The 24,664-nt window shown below is 54.4% G+C and carries 18 protein-coding genes and 1 pseudogene; 7 read left to right on the forward strand and 12 right to left on the reverse strand.

The features are described 5' to 3' along the window. Positions 1-161: 161 nt before the first annotated feature. The gene (locus CPH80_RS09365) at positions 162-662 is read right to left on the reverse strand and encodes a nicotinamide-nucleotide amidohydrolase family protein (protein ID WP_096277199.1); all 501 of its coding nucleotides are present in this window, start codon (positions 660-662) and stop codon (positions 162-164) included. Between the two features lie 82 nt (positions 663-744). Between CPH80_RS09365 and mutS the strand changes: the two genes are divergently transcribed. Together mutS and fdxA are read left to right on the forward strand one after the other, a co-directional pair. Next, the gene (mutS, locus tag CPH80_RS09370) at positions 745-3,363 is read left to right on the forward strand and encodes a DNA mismatch repair protein MutS (RefSeq protein WP_096277200.1); all 2,619 of its coding nucleotides are present in this window, start codon (positions 745-747) and stop codon (positions 3,361-3,363) included. Positions 3,364-3,511: 148 nt separating this feature from the next. Further along, positions 3,512-3,835 carry a ferredoxin FdxA gene (gene fdxA, locus CPH80_RS09375; RefSeq protein ID WP_096277202.1) on the forward strand — a complete coding sequence of 108 codons (324 nt, stop codon included), beginning with the start codon at positions 3,512-3,514 and terminating at the stop codon, positions 3,833-3,835. A gap of 121 nt (positions 3,836-3,956) precedes the next feature. On the opposite strand, the gene CPH80_RS09380 is transcribed toward fdxA, so the two are convergent. From CPH80_RS09380 to CPH80_RS09400, 5 genes are all read right to left on the reverse strand, one after another. Then, complete coding sequence (locus tag CPH80_RS09380) at positions 3,957-4,991, reverse strand: hypothetical protein (RefSeq protein ID WP_096277204.1); 1,035 nt, start codon at positions 4,989-4,991, stop codon at positions 3,957-3,959. A gap of 27 nt (positions 4,992-5,018) precedes the next feature. Further along, positions 5,019-5,969, reverse strand: a complete 951-nt coding sequence (locus CPH80_RS09385) for a DegV family protein (protein WP_096277206.1) — start codon at positions 5,967-5,969, stop codon at positions 5,019-5,021. After that, positions 5,954-6,796 (reverse strand): metal-dependent hydrolase, encoded by an 843-nt coding sequence (locus CPH80_RS09390; protein WP_096277208.1) that lies wholly within the window; start codon positions 6,794-6,796, stop codon positions 5,954-5,956. The genes CPH80_RS09385 and CPH80_RS09390 overlap by 16 nt, the downstream gene beginning before the upstream one ends. A 152-nt stretch (positions 6,797-6,948) precedes the next feature. Beyond that, a complete protein-coding gene (locus tag CPH80_RS09395; RefSeq protein ID WP_096277209.1) occupies positions 6,949-8,577 on the reverse strand; it encodes an acyl-CoA synthetase in 1,629 nt (542 codons plus the stop codon). Between the two features lie 35 nt (positions 8,578-8,612). Continuing rightward, positions 8,613-10,034, reverse strand: a complete 1,422-nt coding sequence (locus tag CPH80_RS09400) for a PLP-dependent aminotransferase family protein (RefSeq protein WP_096277211.1) — start codon at positions 10,032-10,034, stop codon at positions 8,613-8,615. 191 nt (positions 10,035-10,225) lie between these two features. Here CPH80_RS09400 and CPH80_RS09405 point away from each other — a divergent pair, with 191 nt between their 5' ends. The 3 genes from CPH80_RS09405 to CPH80_RS09415 all read left to right on the forward strand — a co-directional run bounded on the left by CPH80_RS09405 (position 10,226) and on the right by CPH80_RS09415 (position 12,567). Beyond that, entirely contained in the window at positions 10,226-10,507 is a 282-nt protein-coding gene (locus tag CPH80_RS09405; protein WP_096277213.1) for a hypothetical protein, read from the forward strand. Then, the gene (locus CPH80_RS09410) at positions 10,504-11,307 is read left to right on the forward strand and encodes a PhzF family phenazine biosynthesis protein (protein ID WP_096277215.1); all 804 of its coding nucleotides are present in this window, start codon (positions 10,504-10,506) and stop codon (positions 11,305-11,307) included. Before CPH80_RS09405 ends, CPH80_RS09410 begins: the two co-directional genes overlap by 4 nt. Positions 11,308-11,373: 66 nt before the next feature. Further along, on the forward strand, positions 11,374-12,567 hold the full coding sequence (locus CPH80_RS09415; protein WP_096281528.1) for an NAD(P)/FAD-dependent oxidoreductase: 1,194 nt from the start codon (positions 11,374-11,376) through the stop codon (positions 12,565-12,567). Positions 12,568-12,618: 51 nt separating this feature from the next. On the opposite strand, the gene CPH80_RS09420 is transcribed toward CPH80_RS09415, so the two are convergent. From CPH80_RS09420 to alkB, 3 genes and pseudogenes are all read right to left on the reverse strand, one after another. Then, the gene (locus CPH80_RS09420) at positions 12,619-13,512 is read right to left on the reverse strand and encodes a universal stress protein (protein WP_096277217.1); all 894 of its coding nucleotides are present in this window, start codon (positions 13,510-13,512) and stop codon (positions 12,619-12,621) included. A 1-nt stretch (position 13,513) separates the two neighbouring features. Beyond that, positions 13,514-15,001 (reverse strand): SulP family inorganic anion transporter, encoded by a 1,488-nt coding sequence (locus tag CPH80_RS09425; protein WP_096277219.1) that lies wholly within the window; start codon positions 14,999-15,001, stop codon positions 13,514-13,516. 166 nt (positions 15,002-15,167) lie between these two features. Then, a pseudogene (gene alkB, locus CPH80_RS09430) lies at positions 15,168-15,818 on the reverse strand (DNA oxidative demethylase AlkB). Positions 15,819-15,961: 143 nt separating this feature from the next. Between alkB and djlA the strand changes: the two are divergent. Together djlA and CPH80_RS09440 are read left to right on the forward strand one after the other, a co-directional pair. Next, complete coding sequence (gene djlA / locus CPH80_RS09435; protein ID WP_096277220.1) at positions 15,962-16,741, forward strand: co-chaperone DjlA; 780 nt, start codon at positions 15,962-15,964, stop codon at positions 16,739-16,741. Positions 16,742-17,020: 279 nt separating this feature from the next. Beyond that, complete coding sequence (locus CPH80_RS09440) at positions 17,021-18,139, forward strand: amidase (protein ID WP_227520425.1); 1,119 nt, start codon at positions 17,021-17,023, stop codon at positions 18,137-18,139. On the opposite strand, the gene CPH80_RS09445 is transcribed toward CPH80_RS09440, so the two are convergent. From CPH80_RS09445 to CPH80_RS09455, 3 genes are all read right to left on the reverse strand, one after another. Continuing rightward, entirely contained in the window at positions 18,106-19,995 is a 1,890-nt protein-coding gene (locus CPH80_RS09445) for a 7TM diverse intracellular signaling domain-containing protein (protein WP_227520426.1), read from the reverse strand. The two genes, CPH80_RS09440 and CPH80_RS09445, sit on opposite strands and share 34 nt — an antisense overlap. Before the next feature lie 164 nt (positions 19,996-20,159). Then, positions 20,160-23,243 (reverse strand): efflux RND transporter permease subunit, encoded by a 3,084-nt coding sequence (locus CPH80_RS09450; protein ID WP_096277224.1) that lies wholly within the window; start codon positions 23,241-23,243, stop codon positions 20,160-20,162. A 5-nt stretch (positions 23,244-23,248) separates the two neighbouring features. Then, entirely contained in the window at positions 23,249-24,142 is an 894-nt protein-coding gene (locus tag CPH80_RS09455) for an efflux RND transporter periplasmic adaptor subunit (RefSeq protein ID WP_264754824.1), read from the reverse strand. Positions 24,143-24,664: the final 522 nt, after the last annotated feature.

The raw sequence follows: 24,664 nt of genomic DNA on the forward strand, positions 1-24,664 counted from the left end.
GCAAACCCTCTGTTGCCTTGGCCACCCGCGAGATAATACAAGCCGGCGGAGAGATAATGAATTGGAACCTGCACAGCGGTTTCAGCAGAATTCCCTGTATATTTGAACAGTATTAAAACACACCCCGGGAAGGAGGCCAACCCCTGTTATTGTGAAAACACTCAGGCTTTTCCCAAAAACCCGCTAACGCCTTGCAGGGCAAAGAGAACCGCTTGGCGCCGCACCTGATCACGGTCGCCACTAAAATACTGAACCACTGCTTCAGTGGCCGCAACGCTACTGCCCCAAGCGAACCAAACCGTGCCTACAGGCTTCAGTTCACTGCCGCCACCTGGCCCAGCCACACCGCTAACAGCTACCGCCAAATTCGCGCCGGTTGTGGCCAATGCCCCAGCGACCATCTCGCGCACAACCGGCTCACTTACGGCGCCATGGTTAGCTAGGGAGGCATCGGTAACCCCAAGTAGTGCTTGCTTGGCATCATTGCTATACGTAACCAAACCACCCACCACATAGGCGGAAGAGCCCGCCTTGTCTGTCAATACCTTAGCAACCCAGCCACCGGTGCAGCTTTCTGCGGTTGCTAGAGTGTGGCCCGCTGCCAATAGCTGTTCAGCCAACTGGCTTCCTGCATGTTCGAGTTCGTGGTCACTGGCAGGCATAATGTTCTCCTTCGTTCCATCACGGGCGTTATTTTCTTACAATCCGTGGCTTCACCCAAAGCAAGATTATTCGGACTCGTCCATGTCAGTAGCTCAGAACAACAAACCCCTGCACACCCCAATGATGCAACAGTACCTCAAGATCAAGGGTCAGCACCCGGATGAGCTGGTGTTCTACCGCATGGGGGACTTTTATGAGCTGTTCTATGAAGACGCAAAAAAAGCCTCAGAGCTGATGGATATTACCCTCACAGCCCGGGGCCAGTCCGGCGGTAACCCCATTCCCATGGCAGGCATCCCGTTTCATGCATCCGAAGGGTACATTGCACGGCTGGTCAGAGCAGGTCAATCCATCGCGATCTGTGAACAGATCGGTGACCCGGCAACCAGCAAGGGGCCGGTTGATCGTCAGGTAGTCAGAATCGTTACACCCGGCACTTTGAGTGATGACGCCTACCTGGAAGACCGCCGCGACAACCTGTTGGCCGCCATATTCCATCATCGCGAGCAGTTCGGCTTTGCATCACTGGATATCTCCAGCGGTCGGTTTGTAGTTTCAGAGCTGGACAGCCTGGAAGCCCTGCAGGGGGAACTGCAGCGCTTGCGCCCTGCGGAGATACTGGTCAGTGAGGACTTCCCGTTTCAGGATGTGCTTGCTGGCCTTACCGGCGTTCGTCGTCAGGGGCCCTGGTTGTTTGAATACGACACGGCGCGCCGGGTCATTACTCAGCAATTACAGGTTCGCGACCTCATTGGTTTTGGCTGCGACGACCTCGGCCTTGCCATTTGTGCAGCCGGCTGCCTTTTACAGTATGCAAAAGAAACCCAGCGCACCGCCCTGCCCCACATACGAAAGCTGACCCAGGAGCGCCGCGACGAAGCGGTCATTCTGGACGCCACCAGCCGCCGCAATCTGGAAATTGACGTCAACCTCATGGGCGGCCACCAGCACACCCTAGCCTGGGTGATGGATAAAACCGCAACGTCCATGGGCGGCCGGGAGCTACGGCGCTGGCTGAACCGACCGCTGCGGGATGTGGACGTGGTGCAGCGGCGCCAGCAAGCGGTATCTGCGCTGCTTGAGGGCTTCCATTACGAACCGGTACACAGCCTGCTTAAAACAGTCGGCGATATTGAACGTGTTCTGGCCCGTGTGGCCCTTCGTTCGGCGCGCCCCAGAGATCTCGCCCGTCTGCGAGATGCGTTCTTAGCTCTGCCCGAACTTCAGAAAACACTAAAGCCGGTCAACTCCCACCACATCGTCGAATTGGCCAACGTGATTGGCGAGTATCCCGAGCTGGCAGACATGCTGGAGCGCGCCATTATCGATAATCCCCCGGTTGTGATCCGGGAGGGCGGTGTAATTCGCGAGGGTTTCGACGAAGAACTGGACGAGCTGCGCAATATTAGTGAAAACGCCGGCCAATACCTTCTGGATGTTGAAACCCGGGAACGTGAACGCACAGGCATCAGCACCTTGAAAGTTGGCTACAACCGGGTGCACGGCTACTACATTGAAATCAGCCGGGCCCAGTCGGCTCAAGCGCCGGTTGATTATATTCGCCGCCAAACGCTGAAAAACGCGGAGCGGTTTATCACACCGGAGCTGAAAGTATTCGAAGACAAAGCCCTAAGCGCTAAAAGCCGTGCCTTGGCCAGAGAGAAAGCCCTTTACGATGAAGTGTTGGAGGCGGTGGCAGAGCAGCTCGCGCCGCTGCAAGACGCGGCCCAGGCACTGGCAGAGCTGGATGTGATCAGCAACTTTGCTGAGCGTGCCACCACCTTGCGCTTTGCCGCTCCCGAATTCCGCGATTCGCCGGGATTTGATATTGAGGGTGGCCGCCATCCGGTGGTGGAGCAACTTCTTGATGAGCCTTTCGTACCCAACAACCTGCTGATGGACGCAAAGCGGCGAATGCTGGTTATTACTGGCCCTAACATGGGCGGTAAATCCACCTATATGCGCCAGGCAGCGCTGATCGCCCTATTGGCCTACACGGGGAGTTTTGTGCCCGCAAACCGTGCCGTACTGGGGCCGGTGGATCGCATTTTCACTCGCATGGGCTCATCAGATGACATTGCCGGCGGGCGCTCTACCTTTATGGTGGAAATGACAGAGACTGCCAACATTCTGCACAACGCCACCGAGTTCAGCCTGGTGCTGATGGACGAAGTAGGCCGCGGAACCAGTACGTTTGATGGCTTGTCTTTGGCCTGGGCTACGGCAGAGCATCTGGCAAAAGAAATTCGCTGCTATACCCTGTTTGCTACACACTACTTTGAGCTCACACAATTGGCGGACGATCTTGAGCTCGCAGTAAACGTGCACCTGACAGCCACTGAGCACGACGACAGCATTGTGTTTTTGCATAACGTGCACGAAGGCCCAGCCAGCCAGAGCTACGGCCTGCAGGTGGCAAAGCTGGCCGGCGTGCCGCAGAATGTTATACATAACGCCAAAACACAGCTAAGACTGCTGGAAGGCAGCGCCGTGTCCACTTCCATCAGGCACGCGTCGGTGGCTGAGGCGGGGCAAAAGCAGCCGGCAACGCCCAGCCAAACCGTCTACCAAGGTGATATGTTTTCCAGTGCAGAGCCCAGCGCCGTGGAAGACGCCCTGCAGGATCTCGACCTAGACGGGTTATCACCCAGAGACGCTATGAATCGGCTGTATGAATTGAAGGGATTATTGAAAAACTGACAGGAAGTTGCTCTGGGTAATAAGGTTATAGCAGCCAAACGCTTGCGGCTGTGCGGGTGGCTCCCTACAATATCGCCCATTAAAATATAACCATGGAGCCAGACCACAAGCTCCGGATGAGATTGACCACTGGACCAGGGATCTGATTATGGCGTTTATCGTTACTGATAACTGCATCAAGTGCAAACACACAGACTGTGTGGAAGTGTGCCCGGTAGACTGCTTCTACGAAGGGCCGAACTTTTTGGTAATCGACCCCGACGAGTGTATCGACTGTGCATTGTGCGAGCCGGAATGCCCGGTTGAAGCTATTTTCTCGGAAGACGAACTGCCAGCCGATCAGGAGCAGTACGTAGAAATCAACGCCGATCTGGCGGGGAAATGGCCCAACATTACCGAGAAAAAAGACGCGCTGCCAGATGCCGCAGAATGGGATGGCAAGCCCAACAAGCTTAAATACTTGGAAAGATAATTCCAGCAAGGCTTAGAGCTATAGCTTAAGCCTTAACAAAAAAAGGGAAGCCTACTCCGGCTTCCCTTTTTTTATGCGCTCGCTCTGCTCTGAATGCCTGATCAATAGCAGGCAGTAAACGTTATGATTCCGGCTGCAGGAGTTTGCGTGCCGCCGCGGATTTGTAAAAGGCTGAAAGCCGCCGGCGCACAAGTGCCTCAACATAGCCCTCTTCCCGAAGCACGTCTATAACCGGAATGGCCCAGGCGTCTACCTCTGCCATGATTACCTCACGGGTAACCCCAACGTCGCCGAGTAGGTCGGTGAGCGGCCGATCGCCATATTTTACGAACAGGTGCGCAACCACGGCCCGGGTACAACCCTCAAAGTAGGCAGTTTTCCGGAACTGCAGCCAGAACTCATAGCCCAGCACCACAAACTCCTGCAGCTCAACATCGCCCAGCCCTTCGTGCAACTGCGCAATCGTTTTATCTTCGACGGCTACCCAGGCCGCCATCACCGTATCCCGAACTTCGTCATCAGAAAGCGCCCGCTGTAGGAACTGCTCACTGCGGCCGATAATTCCTGGCAAACTATCTGAAAGCCAGGCCTTGAACCGGCGTTCAAAGGTTTCATCCAGCCCAGGAACAGCCTTGTTGGCCATTCGCTTGCCAAATTTCATCATGGAGCCAACGCCGGGTACCGATTTGGTAATCAGGTTGTCTTCGTAGAGGTAATTGACCACACCCTGATAGACCACGTTCGAGATCAGTTCCTGGTAGACCGGGTGTGCCATGATTTCGCTGATCACCCGCTCGCGCTGATGCCTCAGCTGAAGTATTTCCTCCACAAAGCCGGTGGCCTGCTCCCGGGTGATGATTTCGCCCAGCGTTGTCTGTGCCTGAACCGGCGAGTTCAACACCTGGGTTGCCATTTCGCCCGCCAGCTCCGGAATGCCCGCATCCAGTTCCATGTTTACAACAACACGCTGAATGGTCTCCATCACTTGGCTTTGTGAGGCTACACGGTTCAACGTAACGCTACTGGCATGATCAAGAAGCTCACCCACTTCTTGTTTCAAAAACTTGTGTAGTTTTGCGCCTTTCAGCGAGGCCATTTCATGCTTTACGTGCAGTTCAAGCAACTGACTGGCTGGATCGATCTTTTTACTGGTCATGGTTTTGGTAGCCGCGTATGTAGAAAATTACTGGTAATCGTTAAAGCCGTGAGGTTCTGCCGCAAGCGCCAGGCATAAACTACCTGGGCCAACATAGATGCTGCTGGTAATACCCATCTGCGATAGCAGGAGCTCAACGCCATTGCATTCGCAGGCATTTCTAAGCTGATTTATGCCGGGTAAATCTTCGATCTCTGCCCAGCTCAGGCCGCAGGACAAACTCACATAGGGAGTCAGCAGCCCAGCCTCAACGCGGGCAGTGGCATAATTCATCACCTTTTCCACCGCCATACCAAAATTGCGGGTCTTGGCAACAGGCTGGCCTTGCACACCCTGCCCGAATATCACCGGCGTGATGTTCAAAGCTTTGCCCAAAAATGCCGCCACTGCCGACACACTTTTATCACCGCGACGCCTAGCGCGTTCGCGAATATAGTGAAGATCCCGGGGAATGATGCAGGTGTATATTTTATCTGAGAACCGCTCCACCTCATTTCGCAGCGCATTTTTAGAAAGCTTTTGATCGATCAGCCGGAGCGTGTGGGCTGCTAGCAAACCCTGCCCTGCGAAGATCTGCTTGCTATCAATCACGCGCATGGAAAACTTGCCTTCACGGCCCGAAGCAGAGCGCACTTGTTCATGATTGGCCATCACGCTGTTCATGGCTTCCGTAGCATTCTGGTAAATCAAGCTACGGCTTCGGGTGACCGTTTCACAGATGGCCACATCAAACTGGGGAACAATCTTCTCCATGAACAGATCGTAAATCTGATCCGTAGTGAAGGCGTGGGTTTCTGCGTGACGCCCTTTCTCCAGAAGCCCTTTTTGATAAAACTCCTGGGTTCTTACAGGGTCGTGTTCATCAATGTAGGTTTCTCCATCAATAACCGCCGTAACGGGGAGAATGAACAAGTCGTGCTTGCGACTGAATTCGTGGGGTAGATCACACGCCGAATCAACGATCAGACCAACTCGCATGACGGGCCTCCCCTGTCCAGTTCCAGGAGATTTTTCTCCAACAATGCCCTGTTATCCTGCTGCCAAGGATGGAAACCCTTGCGAAAATACGCAAGAAACTCAGGCAGGCACTTTCGTAAAATGCCAGGCTTGCCCCACAGAAAACTGAACCCGCCCATCCAGGTGCGAAGGTTCCAGAGCTTGCCGTCGGCCTTCAACAGACTGCAGGTGTTGAGAAAGGTGTATTTGAAGAAGTTCCAAGTCACAAACAGGAAAATAATGCGCCGCAGGCGCTCGTTACCGACGCACTCCCGGTACACATCAAACGCCACAGATTTATGTTCGGTTTCTTCTATGGCATGCCAGCGCCAGAGCTTAGCCATAACCGGCGTTGCGCCTTCCAGCCACTCGGGGTGGCTTAGAATAGCATTGGCCAGTACCGCCGTGTAATGCTCTGCGCCGCATGTACCTGCTAGTTGTCGGCTGGGTGATAGCTTTCCAACCCACTCCATATGCTTACGGAAACGGCGATCCAACCCTTCAATGTCATAACCCCGAGCTTTAAGTGCCTCATTGTAGGCTTTGTGTTCGCGGCTGTGCAGCGCTTCCTGCCCGATAAAACCACGAATCTCGGCTTTCAGTTTCGGGTCATCAACCTTGCCTTGGTATAGCCGCACCGCGTTAATAAATTGCTGTTCGCCATCCGGAAACTGAAGCGATAGCGCATTAAAGAACGCCGTCCGGAAAGCATTATCTCCGTGCCAGAGCGTTTTCAGCTCTTCGCTGACATCAAAGTGCAAGTGCCGTGGCTTAACGGACACCCCCTCGGGAGTGGAACTGACGGTCATGACTGCCTCCTGATTTTGTTATAGTGCAACCAGTCGTGAAAATTGGATGAAAATTCATCACTTCATCCAATTTAAACCTGAACGCCTGAGCAAAGGAAGGGTTGGACGTCATAACCGGACAGTTTGTCACGAAATGACATTCTGTCAGCACATTACTCCAGAGCTTTGGCCTGATCTCTGAGTACAAACTTCTGAATCTTGCCCGTCGATGTCTTGGGCAGCTCGGAGAACACGATGGTTTTCGGAACCTTGAAACGGGCCAGGTGTTCGCGACAGAAGCTTATAATCTCCTCTTCGCTCACGTCTCCTGCTTCCGGTTTTAGGGTGACAAACGCACAGGGCGTCTCGCCCCACTTTTCATCCGGGCGCGCCACCACGGCAGCCTCCAGAATGGCGGGGTGTCGATAAAGCGCACCCTCAACTTCAATGGTGGAAATGTTCTCGCCGCCAGAAATAATGATGTCCTTCAGGCGATCTTTGATTTCCATGTAGCCATCTTCGTGCCACACAGCCAGGTCGCCGGTGTGGAACCAGCCGCCGCGGAAAGCTTCTTCAGTAGCTTTTGGGTTTTTCAGATAACCCTTCATCACGGTATTACCGCGCAGGAAGATCTCTCCAATGGTTTTGCCATCTTTGGGAACCGCCTCCATCGTGTTGATGTCACCGACCATGGTGCCCGCAAGCGTGTGATAGCGAACGCCCTGGCGGGCTTTAATCGTCGCACGGTCATGCAGCGGCAGCTCGTCCCACTCGGATTTCCAAGCGCACACCGTTACCGGCCCATAGACTTCCGTTAGGCCGTATACGTGAGTCACCTTAATGCCCATTTCCTCAACCGCGCCAATTACCTGAGCCGGAGGCGCCGCGCCCGCGATCATGGAACGGACTTCGTGGTTAATACCTGCTTTGGCCTCGGGCGGCACATTTAGTAATGCGTTCAGCACAATGGGCGCACCGCACATGTGGGTGACCTGGTGTTCTTTGATCAACTGCAAGATCTTCACCGGATCTACCCGGCGCAGGCACACATGGGTGCCTGCCATGGCGGTAATGGTCCAAGGGAAGCACCAGCCATTGCAGTGGAACATCGGCAGCGTCCACAAATACACCGGGTGCATACCCATGGACCACACGGTTTGATTGCCCAGGGCGTTCAAATAGGCACCACGATGGTGATACACCACACCTTTGGGGTTACCGGTGGTTCCGGAAGTGTAATTCAGCGATATAGCATCCCACTCGTTTTCGGGGAATTTCCATTCAAACTGCGGATCGCCCTCGTTCAGGAAGGCTTCGTAGTCCAGATCGCTGACCTGAACACCCTCGCCGTATTCCGGATCGTCGACATCGATGATCAGTGGCTTGTTGTCCATACGGCTAACGGCCTCGCGAACCACCTCACCGAATTCCCGATCTGCGATCACAGCCTTCGCTTCACCGTGCTCCAGCATGTAAGCAATGGCTTCTGCATCCAGACGTATATTCAACGCGTTCAAGACCGCGCCAATCATCGGTACACCGAAATGGCACTCCACCATGGCTGGAATATTGGGCAGCATGGCGGCTACGGTATCGCCCCGATTGATGCCACGCCCTTTCAATGCCGACGCCAAGCGCCGTGAGCGATCGTAGGTCTGCGACCAGGTGTAGCGGATAGCCCCATGGATAATGGCGGGGAAATCCGGATACACACTGGCAGTACGTTCAATAAAATCAATTGGGGATTGAACGGCGTAGTTCGCATCAACGGGGGCAAGGCCCTGATCGAAAATTGAGGTCATTATGTGGTCCTCTGTAACGTATTATTGAGCAAAGACTATACACCAATATTATTGGCTTGCTCCTCATGAGTCAGCGCGCCAAGCCTTGCGATTGCCTGGTCGATCCGCTCGCTCCAGGGGTTGCCACCGTTCAGTCGCAGGCAGGACTCGAACTTGTCTGAAATCGAGAACATCAAGCCCGGTGCCACGTTGATATTCTCCGCCCTGGCACGGTGGTAAACCCGGGTGCCCGAAACACCAGCGGGCAATTGTACCCAGAGCACAAAACCGCCTTGGGGCCGGCTTACTGCCGTGCCAGCAGGGAATGACCGTGCCACCGCAGTACGCATGCGCTCTACTGCCTCGCGGTAATTCTGTCGTGCACAACGCAGATAACGATCATAACCACCCTGCTCCAAAAAATGGGCAACGGCCAATTGCGGAATGGAAGACGTAGCCAGGTTAGCAAAATATTTGTGTTGTCTGGCACTGGCCATGTAGCGCCCAGGCAGCATCCAACCCAGCCTTAGGCCCGGAGAAATGGTTTTTGAAAAGGAATTGCAGTAAATGACGTTGTCTGTGCGGTCAAAAGCTTTCGCGGGTTTGGGCCTTTCGCCGGAGTGGTAAAGATCGCCGTATATATCATCTTCAATCAACGGTACTCCCGCGGCAGCCAGCATCGACACCAGTTGTTTCTTGCGCTCATCGGGCATTCTGGCGCCCATGGGGTTGCTGTGGTTGGTCACCACCACACAAGCCTTCAGCGGCCACTGTTCCAAGGCCAACTGTAGACCTTCGAGACTAAGGCCCTCAGACGGATGCGTAGGAATTTCCATCGCCCGTAACCCAACCACCTCTAACGCCTGCAGAATTCCGGGAAACGACGGTGACTCGATCGCCACTATGTCGCCGGGCTTCGTAACCGCACGCAAGCCGAGAATAATGGCTTCCTGAGCACCGTTGGTAACCAGTACGTCATCGGGCGTAATAGGAACCCCCACAGCCGCCATACGCTGTGCAATTTGCCTTCGGAATGACTCTTTGCCGGGAAAGGCATAATCCAAGGTTTCAAGGCCACGCCGGGCCGCCCAAATTGTGCTCTGTTGTATCTGGCGCAACGGCAGGTAGTCCGCATGGGGAACTGCGGTGGCTAAAGGCACCATGCGCTTTCGCTCATCGGCGCACAAATCCAGAGCCATCTCACGGGCACTGACGGGTACTGGGCGGCTGCGATGCTTATGCATAACAGGCTCTGGGGCATCGACCACTGGCAGGCGCACAAAGTAACCACTACGTTCCCGGGCTAGAAGATAGCCTCGAGCCTCTAGTGTCTGATGCGCCTGCAATACCGTTGAGATACTGACCCCAAGCTGCTTGCTCAGCACCCGCACGCCCGGCAGGCGATCGCCGTCTCGATACACGCCCTCCTGAATCAGTGCCTGAAGCCTGTCTGCCACTTGGTTATATAGAACGCCCATCCTGCTTGCCCCACCCTTTGCTGCAACAGATTGGCATCTGAGAAGAACAGTACAGATACCTGAAAAACCTACCGGTACAGATTACTATAAATGCATTCTGTACCGGTTCAAAAATAGGTTATCTGAATCTGTTATGCCTGTCAGCATGGGAGGACAATAACAACATCGCAAACAGAAGAAGGAGCTTCATTATGGGCATTGCCACCACTCACGGCCTCGCCGCAACCCGGAACAATCTTTTTGGTTTTCAGACAAACGTTCCCTCCCTGTATGGGGGCGGGTTATACATCAGCTACCGGTGGCTTGAAGATCTTGGTTTTTCTGTCAGCCAGCCGGGCCACGAGCACTGGGTAGTAACACATCGTAATCCGCTACCCGAGCTACATTTTTACAGTGAGCGCGAACTGGCACAATTTGCCAGCTACAAAGCCCGCCACTATGCTAAGCGTTTGCTGCCGGAGAACAGTACATGAGTTACCCCATCTATCAGGTAGACGCTTTTACCAGCGAGATTTTCAAGGGTAATCCGGCCGCTGTCATGCCGCTGGAAACATGGCTTCCAGACGAGACCTTGCAGGCGTTGGCCACAGAGAACAACCTGTCGGAGACTGCATTTTTTGTGCGCGAGCCTGGCGCTGAGGGCTCTGACTTCCATATCCGCTGGTTCACTCCGAGTATCGAGGTGCCTCTGTGCGGGCATGCCACTCTGGCCAGCGCATGGGTTATTTTCAATAAGCTGAATTGGCCTGCGGAGCACATTCGTTTTCACTCCAAAAGCGGACCACTGGGTGTCCAAAAAGCCCCGGGCGACTGGCTGATTCTAGACTTCCCCAACCTTCCTATTGAGGAGCGGGAAACACCGGCACTTCTCAGCGGCGCCCTTGACGGCGCGCCAACCACGGCCTTCTACGTACCCAGCGACGCCAACTACATGGTTGTTCTGGAAAACGAGGCAGCCGTGAAAGCTGCGCAGCCGGATATGCGGATGCTAAAAGAGCTCGACAATCTGGGCTTGATCATCACTGCACCTGGTGAAACCGCCGACTTTGTCAGCCGGTACTTTGCGCCCGGCATGGGTCTTGATGAAGACCCGGTTACTGGCTCGATTCACAGCGTTCTGGTGCCCTACTGGGCGCAAAAACTCGGCAAAACCAAGCTCGAGGCTCGGCAACTCTCAGCCCGTGGTGGTTTTTTGCGCTGTGAGTTGAAAGGTGACCGTGTTGCCATTGCGGGACAGGCTGCGTTTTATATGGAAGGAGCCGTGCATATATAGAAGCAACCGTACACCTTGCGTGAGGCTGATATACTGCCCGCCACATATATTAAAGGGCGGGCAGTAATGACGGCAAGTTCCAGCAACCAATACGACCTGATCATCATAGGGGCCGGCGCCGCTGGGCTTATGTGCGCCGCCACAGCAGGCTATCGCGGGCGCAAGGTGCTGGTACTCGATCACGCAAACAAGCCTGGGAAAAAGATTCTCATGTCCGGTGGCGGGCGCTGTAACTTCACCAATCTCAACAGCACGCCTGCCAATTTTTTATCAGACAACCCGCCCTTCTGCATTTCTGCACTTAAACGCTATACGTCGCAGCACTTTCTGGATCTTGTTGAGCGCCACGGCATAGAGCACGAAGAAAAAGCCGCCGGCCAACTGTTCTGCAAGGACAGCGCTAAAGATATAGTCGCCATGTTGCTGACGGAATGCGAATGGGCGGGCGCTGAGATTCGCATGAAGACCAACGTTAAGAGCGTTGCCCAAGAGGCTGAACACTACCGCGTGAACACTGGCTCTGGCAGTTTAACCTGTGAATCCCTGGTTATCGCCTGCGGCGGTTTGTCCATTCCGACCATGGGCGCCACAGGATTCGGTTACGAGATCGCCGGGCAGTTCGGCCTCACGGTTCTGCCCACCCGGGCCGGGCTGGTGCCCTTCACCCTGCACCCAGAACTGAAACAGCAACTAGCACCATTGTCTGGCGTTAGTTGCCCGGTAGAAGCAGCCTGCAACCATCACCACTTCCGTGAACCCATGCTGGTCACACACCGGGGCCTGAGTGGGCCGTCGATGTTGCAGATCTCCAGTTTCTGGCAGCCCGGCGATCCACTGACCATTAACCTGCTACCGGAACGCAATATCCAAGAAGATCTGGCGTCCCTGCGCAAACAAAAACCGCAGTCCACCGTGGCTCAATACCTCGCCCAGCACCTGCCCAAACGCTTCGCGCAGGCATTTAACGAGCTTTATGATTGGCAAGGCCCACTTCAAGGCTATAGAAACAACGACCTTGAGCAAATTGCAGATACTCTGGGCCAGTGGACGGTGAAGCCAGCGGGAACAGAAGGATATCGGACTGCTGAGGTTACACTGGGCGGGGTAGACACCCGCCAGCTTTCATCAAAAACCATGGCCGCGCTGGATCACCCAAACCTGTACTTTATCGGCGAAGTTGTGGACGTAACCGGCCATCTGGGCGGGCACAACTTTCAATGGGCATGGGCTTCCGGAGTGGCGGCCGGACAAACAGTTTGATCAAACAGGCCCCGCTTCGCCTTTTTCTTGCTTGGTATTCTAACCAAAAATCTATCGCAAAATCACCAACGGCGTTTTCGCTGAATTCAGCATGCTAGTGGTCGTGCTGCCTAGCAAAAAGCGGCGGATTTTTGAGTGGCCGTAAGCACCCATCACCAGAATATCGATATTGAATTCATCCTGATAACTGCGCAGTGCCGGCTCTACCTCACCACTACGAATAGCTAGAGTAATCTCAGACTCCAAAGGCGCTAGCATGGCCTCGGCCTTACGAAGCTGCGCCATGGCTTCAGGCGTTTCATCACCCACCACCACTAGGTGCATGGGTATCCCTTTGAGTACCGGGCTGGCAGCTAAATGCTCCACGCCGCGAAAGGCCGTTGCACTGCCATCAAACGCCAACATGGCGCTTTTGGGCGTTGAAAACTCATTCGGCACTAGAAGAATTGGGCGGCTCATGCTGCGAATAACAGTTTCCAGCTGGCTGCCAATGCGCTGATCACGATCGGAACTGCTTTCGCCGTGCAGCCCCATGACCAGCAAGCGAGTTTGCTCCTGCATAGCCAGCAGCGATTCGGTCAAATCACCGTGGCGCTGACGCTTTTTGATTTCACCAATGCCGGCGTTCTGCAACCTGTGGGCGGCTTCGTCCAGCATGTGGTTGCCATGTTCCAGCGCCAGCTTGGCCCGTTTGCGATCCAGCAACGCCAGTTCATCCAAAAGGTGCTCACGGCTACCTAGGCCAATATTACCGGCCAAGTCGGGCTCCGCGGGATAGCGCTCTTGGTCGAGCACGTGCAGCAGGGTCAGTGGTGAGCCCATATATTTACTGGCCCAAGCGGCATAATCACACACCGCCGGGGCAGCGCGGGAACCGTCAATACAGGCCACAACGTGCAGTGTATCCTGAGGATTCGCTTGGGGATTCTCTGTCGTATCTTGCATATTAATGGCCCATCAACTGGTCAACGCCTTCCGGCTTGTCGTGCACTCCAAAACGGTCAACGATGGTGGCGCTGGCCTGGTTCATGCCAATCACTTCCACCTCCGCACCCTCACGGCGGAACTTGATCACCACCTTATCCAGCGCACCCACCGCAGTAATGTCCCAGAAGTGCGCGCGGCTGACGTCTATGACCACTTTATCGACCACCTCGCGGAAATCAAACGCTGCAACGAATTTTTCTGAAGAACTGAAGAATACCTGCCCCGTCACTGTGTAGGTGCGTGTGCCCGATGATTCATCCAACGTTGCCTGTACTTCCATAAAGTGCCCGATCTTGTTAGCGAAGAACAGCGCCGCAAGCAGCACACCGGCAAACACGCCCAGCGCCAGGTTATGGGTCACAACCACCACGCACACGGTGACCAGCATCACAATATTGGTGGAAAGCGGATGGGTTTTCAGGTTACGAATAGATTCCCAGGAGAAGGTGCCAATAGACACCATGATCATCACAGCCACCAGAGCGGCCATGGGAATTCGCACCAGAATATCGTCCAGTACCAGTATCATCAACAGCAGGAACACGCCAGCCATGAGCGTGGAAAGCCGGGTGCGGCCGCCTGACTTGATGTTGATAATCGACTGACCAATCATTGCGCAACCGGCCATGCCCCCCAGCAGACCAGACCCGATGTTGGCAATCCCCTGCCCTCGGCACTCGCGATTACGGTCACTTTCTGTATCGGTCAGATCGTCCACGATGGTGGCGGTCATCATGGATTCCAGCAAGCCAACCATTGCCAACGGAATGGAATACGGCAGAATAATCATTAGGGTTTCTAGGTTCAACGGCACCTCTGGCCAGAGGAAGATCGGCAGTGTATCGGGCAGTTCGCCCATGTCGCCCACGGTGCGCACGTCAATATTAAACAGCACCGCCACAATGGTCAGCGCCACGATGCAAATCAGCGGCGATGGCAACAGCTTGCCCAGTACGGGCACATAGGGAAACAGATAAATAATACCCAACCCGGCGGCGGTCATTGCGTAAACGTGCCAGGTTACGTTGGTAAGCTCTGGCAACTGGGCCATAAAGATCAGGATTGCCAGCGCATTCACGAAGCCTGTAACCACCGAGCGAGAGACAAACCGCATCAAGCTTCCCATCTTCAACCAGCCCGCCAGAACCTGAATCACACCGGTTAACAGGGTGGCTGCCAACAGGTACTCCAGGCCGTGCTCCTTTACCAAAGTCACCATCAACAACGCCATGGCGCCGGTTGCGGCGGAAATCATTCCCGGGCGACCACCCACAAATGCAATGATCACGGCGATACAGAATGAGGCGTAAAGCCCTACTTTGGGATCGACTCCGGCGATGATCGAGAACGCAATCGCTTCCGGAATCAACGCGAGGGCAACCACAATTCCGGCGAGCAAGTCGCCTTTGATGTTGGAAAACCAGTTGGCTTTCAGAGTATATAGCATAGCTTGAGGTACCCGGGTGGCTGCGCTGTTTAATGAACATCGAATTGCCGTCGCCTGAATAACGGCAATTACGACAAAAATAAAGGGCGCGCATTCTATCAAAATGCGAGTGCCGGCGTAAGAGTGCTTGTTTTCCGTTTACCGGATTTCAGTAGTCAGGCAGACATCAGCGAGCGCAACGAAAGGTAAGGTTGTATCGGCAGGGGCCGGTCAGCGGATGCGTTCCGGCCTTGAGTGTGAGAACACCATGGTAGCGCAACCGTGAAGGCCCACCCCAGACCACCACATCACCGTGGCCCAGAGGGATGTTCGATGGCCGCTCGCTGCGCGTCAGCCCGCCAAACTAGAACACCTGGGGCAACCCCAGTGATACCGATACAACCGGTTGCGAGAAGTCTCGCTCATTTTTGTCCTGATGCAGCCCCATTTTTGCGCCGGGTTCATAACGGTTAATAAGGCAGGCATTCGGAGTGAAGTTTGGATATCCCGCAGCCAGCGCGGCCGACCTGGCCAAATCCATGAAAACGGAAGGCATAGCCGGCCAAGGATCACCAGAACACGGATCTTCCGACTGATAGCGATATCCTCGCGCATCGGTCACCCAACCCCAGCTTCCGCAACAGGTCATGGCGACAGACATACTGTGCCCGCCCGGCGTTTTCATGTGCCTTAGAGGAGCAGTTGCCGTTATTTGTCGAACTTCACTCAGCAGGCTCTGCACTTGCGCGCATGCAAACTGCCGGAGCACAAAGGCTCCCTCCGAGAGAGGCTCAGTGGTTATTTCAGCGGGCTGACTGGCAAAGAGATCGAGAGTCATAGCTTGTATTTTTAACATGAAAAATGTGACAGCTCACGCGCCCAGAACAAAACAGATGAACCGAATGAAAGCCTATTCATGAAGATCCGCTGAAAAACACGTATATTCTGCGGCCTGACCCATTTTTCGTTAAGGACGTTTTAATGCTGTTTGCAATCATCGTTGGTGGTTTGATTGGTTACGCCTTTGGCAAATTCCTCGGTTTTCTTGTGGGCGCTGCTATTGGTGCGTTTCTGCTTAACCGTATAAAAAGCCGCCTGGTTGGCAAACTCCAGAACATTCAATCGGGCTTCATCGAATCTGTATTTGCGGTTATGGGCGCCCTTTGCAAGGCAGATGGCGTCGTCTCAGAAGATGAAATACAAGTGGCCGAGGCCATGTTTGTGCGCTTCCGACTTAACGAAACCCAAAGGGCGACAGCCAAAGCTGCGTTCAGCCGTGGCAAAGCCGAAGGCTTTGATCTGGATGCGGAGCTGCAGCACTTTCTGCGTATTAGTGGGGGCCAGCCAGCCTTCCTGCAAATGTTTCTTCAAGTGCAATTTTCTGCGGTTGCGGCAGATGGTGTGGTACACCCCGCCGAACGCGAGATGCTGATGCGCATTGCCCGCGGCCTGGGCCTGCCAGAAAGCCAGATCGATCAATTGGAAGCCATGTTGCGCGGGGCGCACTCCAGCCAGGCAGGCGGCCAACAACGCTCTACCGCCCAGCAAACAGACGATGCCTACAAGGTTCTTGGGGTATCGTCCTCAATCAGTGATGCCGAGCTCAAAAAGGTGTATCGCAAGCTGATGAGCGAGAATCATCCAGACAAACTTGCAGGGCGCGGACTTCCGGAGAGCATGCGCGAAATGGCGGAGGAGCGTACACAGGAAATTACCCACGCTTACGATGTGATCAAAGAATTCCGTGAAAACAGCGCCTGATCCCCTGAAAACAATTACGGAGTCCCCACGGATGTCATTCTCTGATTCCCCGCAAACCGCTAGCGTGTTCACCAATGACGCCTTGGGCAATGACGATGCCACCGCCCTAGCGGATCGTATTCGCCGCAGAGATGTATCGGTTACCGAGCTGACCCAGGCCGCCATTGATCGGTTGAACAAAGTGAAACCGCTGGTTCACGGTGTGATCGCAGATCGTTATGATCAGATGCTGTACCGGCTGGCCATCCCGCCGCGAAAACCAGCCCGTTCGCACAACAGATGCTGGCCCAGGGCTTTCTGTGCCTTGGAAAAAGCACACTGCCGGAGTTCGGGTTTAACGCCACCACCGAGCCTCTCCATGATGCGCCCAGCCGCAACCCCTGGAACCTGGCCTACTCCACCGGTGCATCCTCTGGTGGTTCGGCTGCACTGGTCGCCAGTGGCGCAGTGCCCATTGCCCATGCCAACGACGGTGGCGGTTCAATACGTATACCAGCGGCCTGCTGCGGGCTGGTGGGTCTGAAACCAACACGTGGGCGCGTTATCGACAACGACGCCGCCAAATCTCTGCCTATCAACATTGTCAGCGACGGCGTGGTAACCCGCTCGGTACGCGACACCGCCAACTTTATCCACCAAGCCGAGCAGTATTTCCGCAACCCAAAATTGGCGGCGGTTGGTAAAGTGGAAGGCCCGCCTGACCGGCCACTGAAGATTGGGATGGTCATAGATTCCATCAACGGGCACGCAACGGACGACATTACCTGTGAAACCGTCGAAGCCACCGCGCGACTGCTTGAAGCACAGGGGCACCGTATCGAGCCTGTTCCCATACCCGTGAACTCAACTTTCCCCGATGATTTCGCAATGTACTGGGGGTTACTGGCTCTTGGCATGAAGCTCAATGGCCGCAAGATAACCCATCCGGATTTTGATAAACGACGGGTAGATGGCCTTACGGAAGGGATGAGCAGGATGTTCCTGAGTGGGGCTTGGCGGCTGCCAGCAATCCTGTGGCGCTTGCGTCGCGCGCGATTCGACTATGCCAAGGCAATGGAAGGCTTCGATGCAGTGCTGACGCCGGTTCTGGGACATACCACCCCAAAGCTTGGCCATCTCAGCCCAGAGGTGCCTTTTGATACCTTGTTCGACCGGCTAACCCGATACGCTAACTTTACGCCCCTGGCCAATGTTACCGGCGCACCGGCTATCTCGTTGCCCATGGCCCAGACTGCGGATAATCTTCCCGTTTCAATCCAGCTTATGGGGAAGTACGGCGGTGAGCGAACCTTGCTGCAGCTTGCGTTCGCACTAGAATCCGATTATTCCCCGTGGGCATTTCGGGAAAATGCTAAGAGTTATAGTCAAGCGGGTGCAATGGCCGGCGCCGCGCTCTGACGGGGCGGCGCCCACGCGACAACACAGTTACGCCCGTTGGCCTTAGCCTGATACAACGCCTCATCGGCTCTGCTGAAAAGCTCGTCAGTGGCATTCGCCCTACCCGGCAGCACTGTGCAAACACCAATACTGATGGTCAGATGGAGTGTCTGCCCCGATAACGGGAAAGCCATTGCTGCAACCGCTGTGCGAATTCGCTCAGCAACATCATTGGCCCCTTTGTGGGGCGTGTTGGGCAGCAACACAACAAATTCTTCACCACCATAGCGAGCCGCCAGATCTTGCGGCCGGGTTACTAGCTGGCGCACACACTGAGCAACCATCCTCAAACAATCATCCCCCACGAGGTGGCCATAGTTGTCGTTAAACTGCTTGAAGTGGTCAATATCCAGCATCAGAAGTGACAGAGGCTCCTGATACCGATAGGCGTGCACTACCGCCGACTGGAAGACTCGATCAAAGTGACCACGGTTTTTAAGTTCGGTTAGCGCATCCGTAGCGCTTAATTCAAGTAACTGCTCGTTCAGTTTTTCAAGATCACGGGTGCGTTCCCGTACTCTGTCTTCAAGCAGAACATTGGCTTCACGTTGTATTTCCAGGGTTTTTGTTTGAGCAACCCGCGCCTTACGCTCCTCCCACAAAAGCCGCTGCTGGGCCTCAAAAACCCGTTTTTTGTCTTTATTTAGCCGATCCGCCAACGCGATTGACAGTAAAATAACACCAAGAGCAGAGCCAACCTGGGTGGCATTCTCTGTTAGTAGGTTTCGAGGCAACATCGTGAACTTGCTCATAGCCAGAACAATGCCACCGAATAACATGAACACCCACGCAAAGGTGTAATATTTGGCCGCCGGATCTTTTTTAACCCAACGGACAATGCTCAGCATTAGCATGGTCGAACAGCCGGTAACAGCCAACAGTATTGTGGGCAGAATCATATACTTATACGGCACTAGCAAGCCGGCTGTTGCCATCAGCCCAGCGGCGATAACGACACCAACTGTCCACCGGTTCAGTAGTGGATGATTCTCTCGGCTAACATTTATAAACTTAATGCTGAACGTCCCACCAAACAGCACCACGAGGCTGAGAAATACGATAATAGACTGATCGTTCCACCAGGTTGCTTCCGGCCATAAGTATTGAAACGCCACTCCGTGGAGGCTGGCAAGGAACAGCGGCATAGCAGCAATGAACCCCACATAATGCAGAAAACTCCGCTCGCCAACGGCCAGGTAAACAAACAGGTTGTACAAAATCATCACCAGCACAATGCCGTAATATAGCCCCTCGAACATACTCCGAGACTGTTCTACTGAGTAAAAGGCATCCTGATTCCACAAGGTCAGTGGAACCTGCATCGAGCTGGTGGTTTCTACACGAAGGTAAACCACAGTTTTCTGATCGGGAGCAAGCGTAATAGGTACAACAAAGTTGCGGTGAAGGATTGGCCGGTCGTAAAACGGTTGTTTATCGCCCAGCACCAGCGACTTGGCGCCCCGTTGTTCTGGGTTGATATAGATCGCGATCTGGTCGAGAACGGGATAGCCTATTTCAAGGAAGGTATTAGCTTCACTGCCAGTCGCGTTTTCCATCGCCATCCGGAACCAGTAAACCTTCCTAGTATAACCGAGGTTGATACTGTCACTGCCATTGCGAGTCCAAGCTTTACTATCCAAACGGGTAACGTCGGAAATTTCAGCGGTTTCGGCTGGCTCCTGCCAATAGTCAACGTAGCGGGACAATTCCATCCGCTTGGAATGCTTATCCCATGTACCGACTGGGTCGGCAGAGAATGCCGGCACAGACGTAAACAGTAGGAAGAACAGACAAAATAACCCGAAGTGTTTCTGCAAAAATCGCTCCGATTTTACGCTGACTTATATGTCGTTATGCGTTACAATATAAGTATGACTCAACGTTCATATCTTTGCCTACACTTCGTACCAATCGGCGCAAATCGGCGCAAACCGACAAGAAAAGCTACAAAACTGCACAGATCATGCAGTTTTGTGCATTACTATGTCGGCCTGATTCGGCGGACTTTCCGGCGAATAGCCAGCCCAACGCGCTCACCCAACACAAGCATCGCCGGTGTCAGTAGTAATGTTAGAATGGTAGCGAAAGCCAACCCCCCAGCAATAGCACTTGAAAGCTGCGCCCACCACTGTGTTGATGGGGCACCTAACCCGAGGGATGGGGTCAGCAGATCTACGTTGACACTCAACACCATCGGCATTAATCCCAACACGGTGGTAACGGCAGTCAGCAGCACCGGGCGCAGGCGCAAACAACTGGTCTCCAGCGCAGCTTCGTAGGCCTCCATTCCCTCTTTTTTCATCTGGTTGTAGGTATCAATCAGAATGATATTGTTGTTCACCACAATGCCCGCCAGCGCGATAATGCCCATGCCCACCATAACAATGCCAAAGGACTGGCCGTTCAGCAGTAATCCCAGAAGAACCCCCGCCGTGGAGAGAACAATCGCCGAAAGAATCAGAAAGCTCTGGTACAACGAGTTGAATTGGGTCACCAAGATGAGCAGCATCATGGCAATCGCAATCAAAAACGCCGTTACCAGAAAATTGGACGCCTGCTGCTGATCTTCATTTTCGCCGGCAAATTTAACCGACACGCCATCTGGCGCCTCTGGAAGCTCCACCTGAAGCGCTTTCAGCAGAGTATCCGCACGCTCTCCGGGTTGTACATCAGATTTGATCGTTACGGTTCTCTGACCATCCACCCGAACAATGCTGCCGGTTTTCTCCCCCGGTTGCAGATCCAAAAACTGTGACAGCGGAACCTGCCCGCGGGCTGTATTGATGGTTTGGCGCTGTAACTGATCAAGCTCGCGCCAGTTGTTTGGAACCCGCACGGCAATATCTACCTCGTCGCGTACATCTTCCGGGCGGTAGGTGGCCAGCACCAGGCCATTGGTTACTAGGCGAACAGCACTGCCAATGCTGAGCACATCGGTTCCGAAACGAGCGGCAGCTTCACGATCAACCTCTAGCCGCCATTCAATCCCCGGCAGGCTGCGGTCATCTTCAATATCCAGAAAACCGCCTTGGGCGCGCATCTGGTTTTCAATCTCATCCACAAACCCATTAAGCTTGCTGCTGTCGCGGCTGCTGATTTGCAGCTCAATCGGCTTGCCGCCGGCAGGGCCGTTTTCCTGCTTGCGGAACTCCAGCTCAATGCCCGGAATATCTTCAGTTCGGGACAAAAAATCATCAAGAATGGCGCTGGCCGGGCGGCGGGTAAACCAGTCGGTAAACTGAAACTGCAGCACCCCGATCACATCCGGAGCCATCTGCGTGCTGGCGTTCAGCATTGACCGCGCATAAAGGGCTTTTACTTCGGGCATTCCCTGCAAACGATCCTCTACCTGTTGCACTATGGCATCCCGCTCCAGCACCGAAAGATCCCCACGTGCACGAACCTGCACCTGAGCAGAATCCGGCTCCACACTGGGGAAGAACTCAACGCCATAATTGAACTTGCCATAGGCGGCATAGACCAATAAAACCACCGCCAGCACGCCCACCAGCGTGAAGCCAGGATAGGACAGAAGCGTGGATAGCAGCCGGCGGTAGCCCTGCATCATTCGCCCGCTTTCACTCACCGTGCGGGCACGACGGCCGCCGCTGACACCACCCAGAACCGGCAGAAACACCAGGGCCATCGCCAGAGAGGCTAGCAGGCAGATAATCACGGTGATGGGCAGGAACTTCATGAATTGGCCCACCACTCCGGGCCAAAACAGAAGGGGCACAAACACCGCCAGAGTGGTCGCGGTAGACGCAATGATCGGCCAAGCCATACGGCTGGCCGCCTCCGCCCATGCGCCTTTCACCGTATGCCCCTCAGACAGGTTTCGGTCTGCCAGCTCTGATACAACAATCGCCCCATCCACCAGCATGCCAGCTACTAAAATGAGGCTGAACAGCACAACGATATTGAGGGTATAACCCATACTCCAAATAACCAAAATGCCAGTTAGGAACGCGCCAGGAATGGTAAGCCCTACCAGCATGGCTGATCGTGGCCCCATGGCGGCAATGATCACGATGATCACCAGCACAATCGCGGTCAGTACGTTGTTGAGCAGATCGCTCAACAGATCGCGGACTTCGTCGGATTGATCCATGATATAGCGGATATCTAGAGAGTCCGGCAGCTGCGGTTGTGCCCGAGCAATCAACTCGCGTACCTGGCCCACGGTTTCGATGATATTCGCGCCACTGCGCTTGGACACCTCCAAGACAAGAGCAGGCTTGCCGTTGATGCGCGCGAACCCAGTCGGGTCTTTGAAGGTGCGCTGCAGCATGGCGACATCGCCAAAGGTAACCACGGTGTCGCCATCAACCTTGATGGGCATAGACATAACGTCTTCGATATTCTCGATAACGCCGGGCACCTTCAAAGCCATGCGACCATTGCCGGTATCCAGCGATCCCGCTGCCACCAGCTGGTTATTGCGGGTGACCAGCGAGCTGAGCTGGTCGAAGTCTATGCCGTAGCTTTCCAGTACCTGGGGATCCACAACAATTTCCAGTAGATCCTCCCTGTCGCCGCCGATTTCGACCTCCAGCACTTCGGGAATCGCCTCGATGGCATCCTGAAGCCTGCGAGCAATCGTTATCAGCTCTCGCTCGGACAGCGGGCCGGAAAGGCCAATAGAAAGTACCGGGAACAAAGAGACGTTAATCTCATTCACTCGCGGCTCATCGGCTTCCCGGGGCAACTTATTACGAGCCGTATCAACCTTTTCCCGGACATCCTGCATGGCTGTGTCCGGGTCAAAACCGGCATCAAACTCCAGCATTACCGAGGCATGCCCTTCAGAAGCTGTTCCGCGCATTTCCTTGATACCCTCAAGTGAGCGCAATTCCTGCTCCATGGGGCGCACCAGCAGCCGCTCTGCATCTTCCGGGCTTATACCTTCCAGTGTCATGGAGATATAAACCATGGGAATGGTGATGTCGGGGTTTGCCTCCCGGGGAATAGCCTGGAATGCGGCTATACCGCCAAGAGTCAAAAACAACAGGGCAAGTAGTGTGGTACGGCTGCGATCAATGGCGGCGAAAATAAGTGCGCGCATATTACTCAGCCCCGCTCTTCGGAGGCGTCAACTGGCTCCACTTGCTCGCCCTCACTGACAAAGCCACTGCCGCGGGTAATCAGGCGAATTTCATCTGGTAAACCAGTGACCCAGGCACCTTCGGTGGAAACACTGACTAACGTTACTGTGCGAAAAACGACCCGGTTCTGTTCATCAACATACTTCACACCGGGGCGGCCATCGTCCCCCAGAGAAAGATACGCCGGAGAAATAAACGTGGCCTGGACATCCGCCAGAGCAACGCGGAGGTTGGCACTGCCCCCGGCTATACGTTTTTGTTCTGGATTTTCAACAGCAATCTCAACCGCAAAGCTCCGGGTTTCAGGGTTTGCAGCACTGGCCACAAAGGTAACTACGCCATCCAGTGCTTCTCCGTCCAGGGGGCGTACCCGCACTTTTTGGCCCGGCGCAACCTGCGCAACGGATTTTTGGGGCACCTGCCCTTTGGCCTTGAGGCGATCCGTGCGAACCAACTCATATAACGGCGAGCCCACCTGCACCAAGCTGCCAGCCTCAACACTTTTACTGTTAATCACGCCCTTAAATGGAGCCCTAGGCCGGAGATGCGAAACCGAAAGCTGAGCACCTTTCAACTCCGCCCTGGCTGCGGCCAGTTCGCTTTCCACATTAAGAATTTCTGATTGCGACGCTAAGTTGCGGGCATGCAGTTTTCGCGCCGCTGCCAGGTCCGCCTCCAGCTTTTTAGCCCGCGCCTGCCAGCGCTCAACCCCTGCGCCACGGCCATCTTCAGACAGCGTTAAAAGCACCTCTCCGGCTTTTACCGAATCACCCAGATTTGCTTCAATGGCTTCAACTGTGCCGGCAACCCGCGCGCTTAGGGTTACGGCACTCCATGGCTCAAGCTGGCCCTGGAGCAAAAGGCCAGGCTCATATAATTGTGCGTTAAGAGTTGTAACCTGTACTCGTGCCAGTTCTTGCTGAGTTACTTCGCGCTGTGCGGGGGGGGGGCTTGGTACTGGCGACTTTGATTTCGCCCGTCGCCATCCAGATAACAAGAGCAATCACAACCACCACAGACAGCCCCAGTGAACTCCATTTTACTTTGCTCATTAAGTACCTATACAGCCTGAAATCGATGAATGACGATCCGGAAAACGATCTTATCTGAAAAAACAGGATTAAACGGTTGCAACCTGCTCAAAGCGTGAGGTAGATTCTACACAGAATCCTTTTACGAATTCAGAGCATGTTGTCCATTTTATGAATCTCAACTCAGTCATTATCCTTGCACTGCTCGTCCTGGTGGTCGTCGTACCTTCCGGGGGGATTTGCGTGGATAAGCAGGTGAGATAGCGACAAACCTGACAAAAACACCAGAAACCCCCGGCACCGCAAGGTCCCGGGGGTTTCTTTTTTGCGGAAGAAAAAACAGGAAATAC

Origin of the sequence: Marinobacter sp. LV10R510-11A, from assembly GCF_900215155.1 — a bacterium.
In the GTDB taxonomy this organism is placed as follows: domain Bacteria; phylum Pseudomonadota; class Gammaproteobacteria; order Pseudomonadales; family Oleiphilaceae; genus Marinobacter.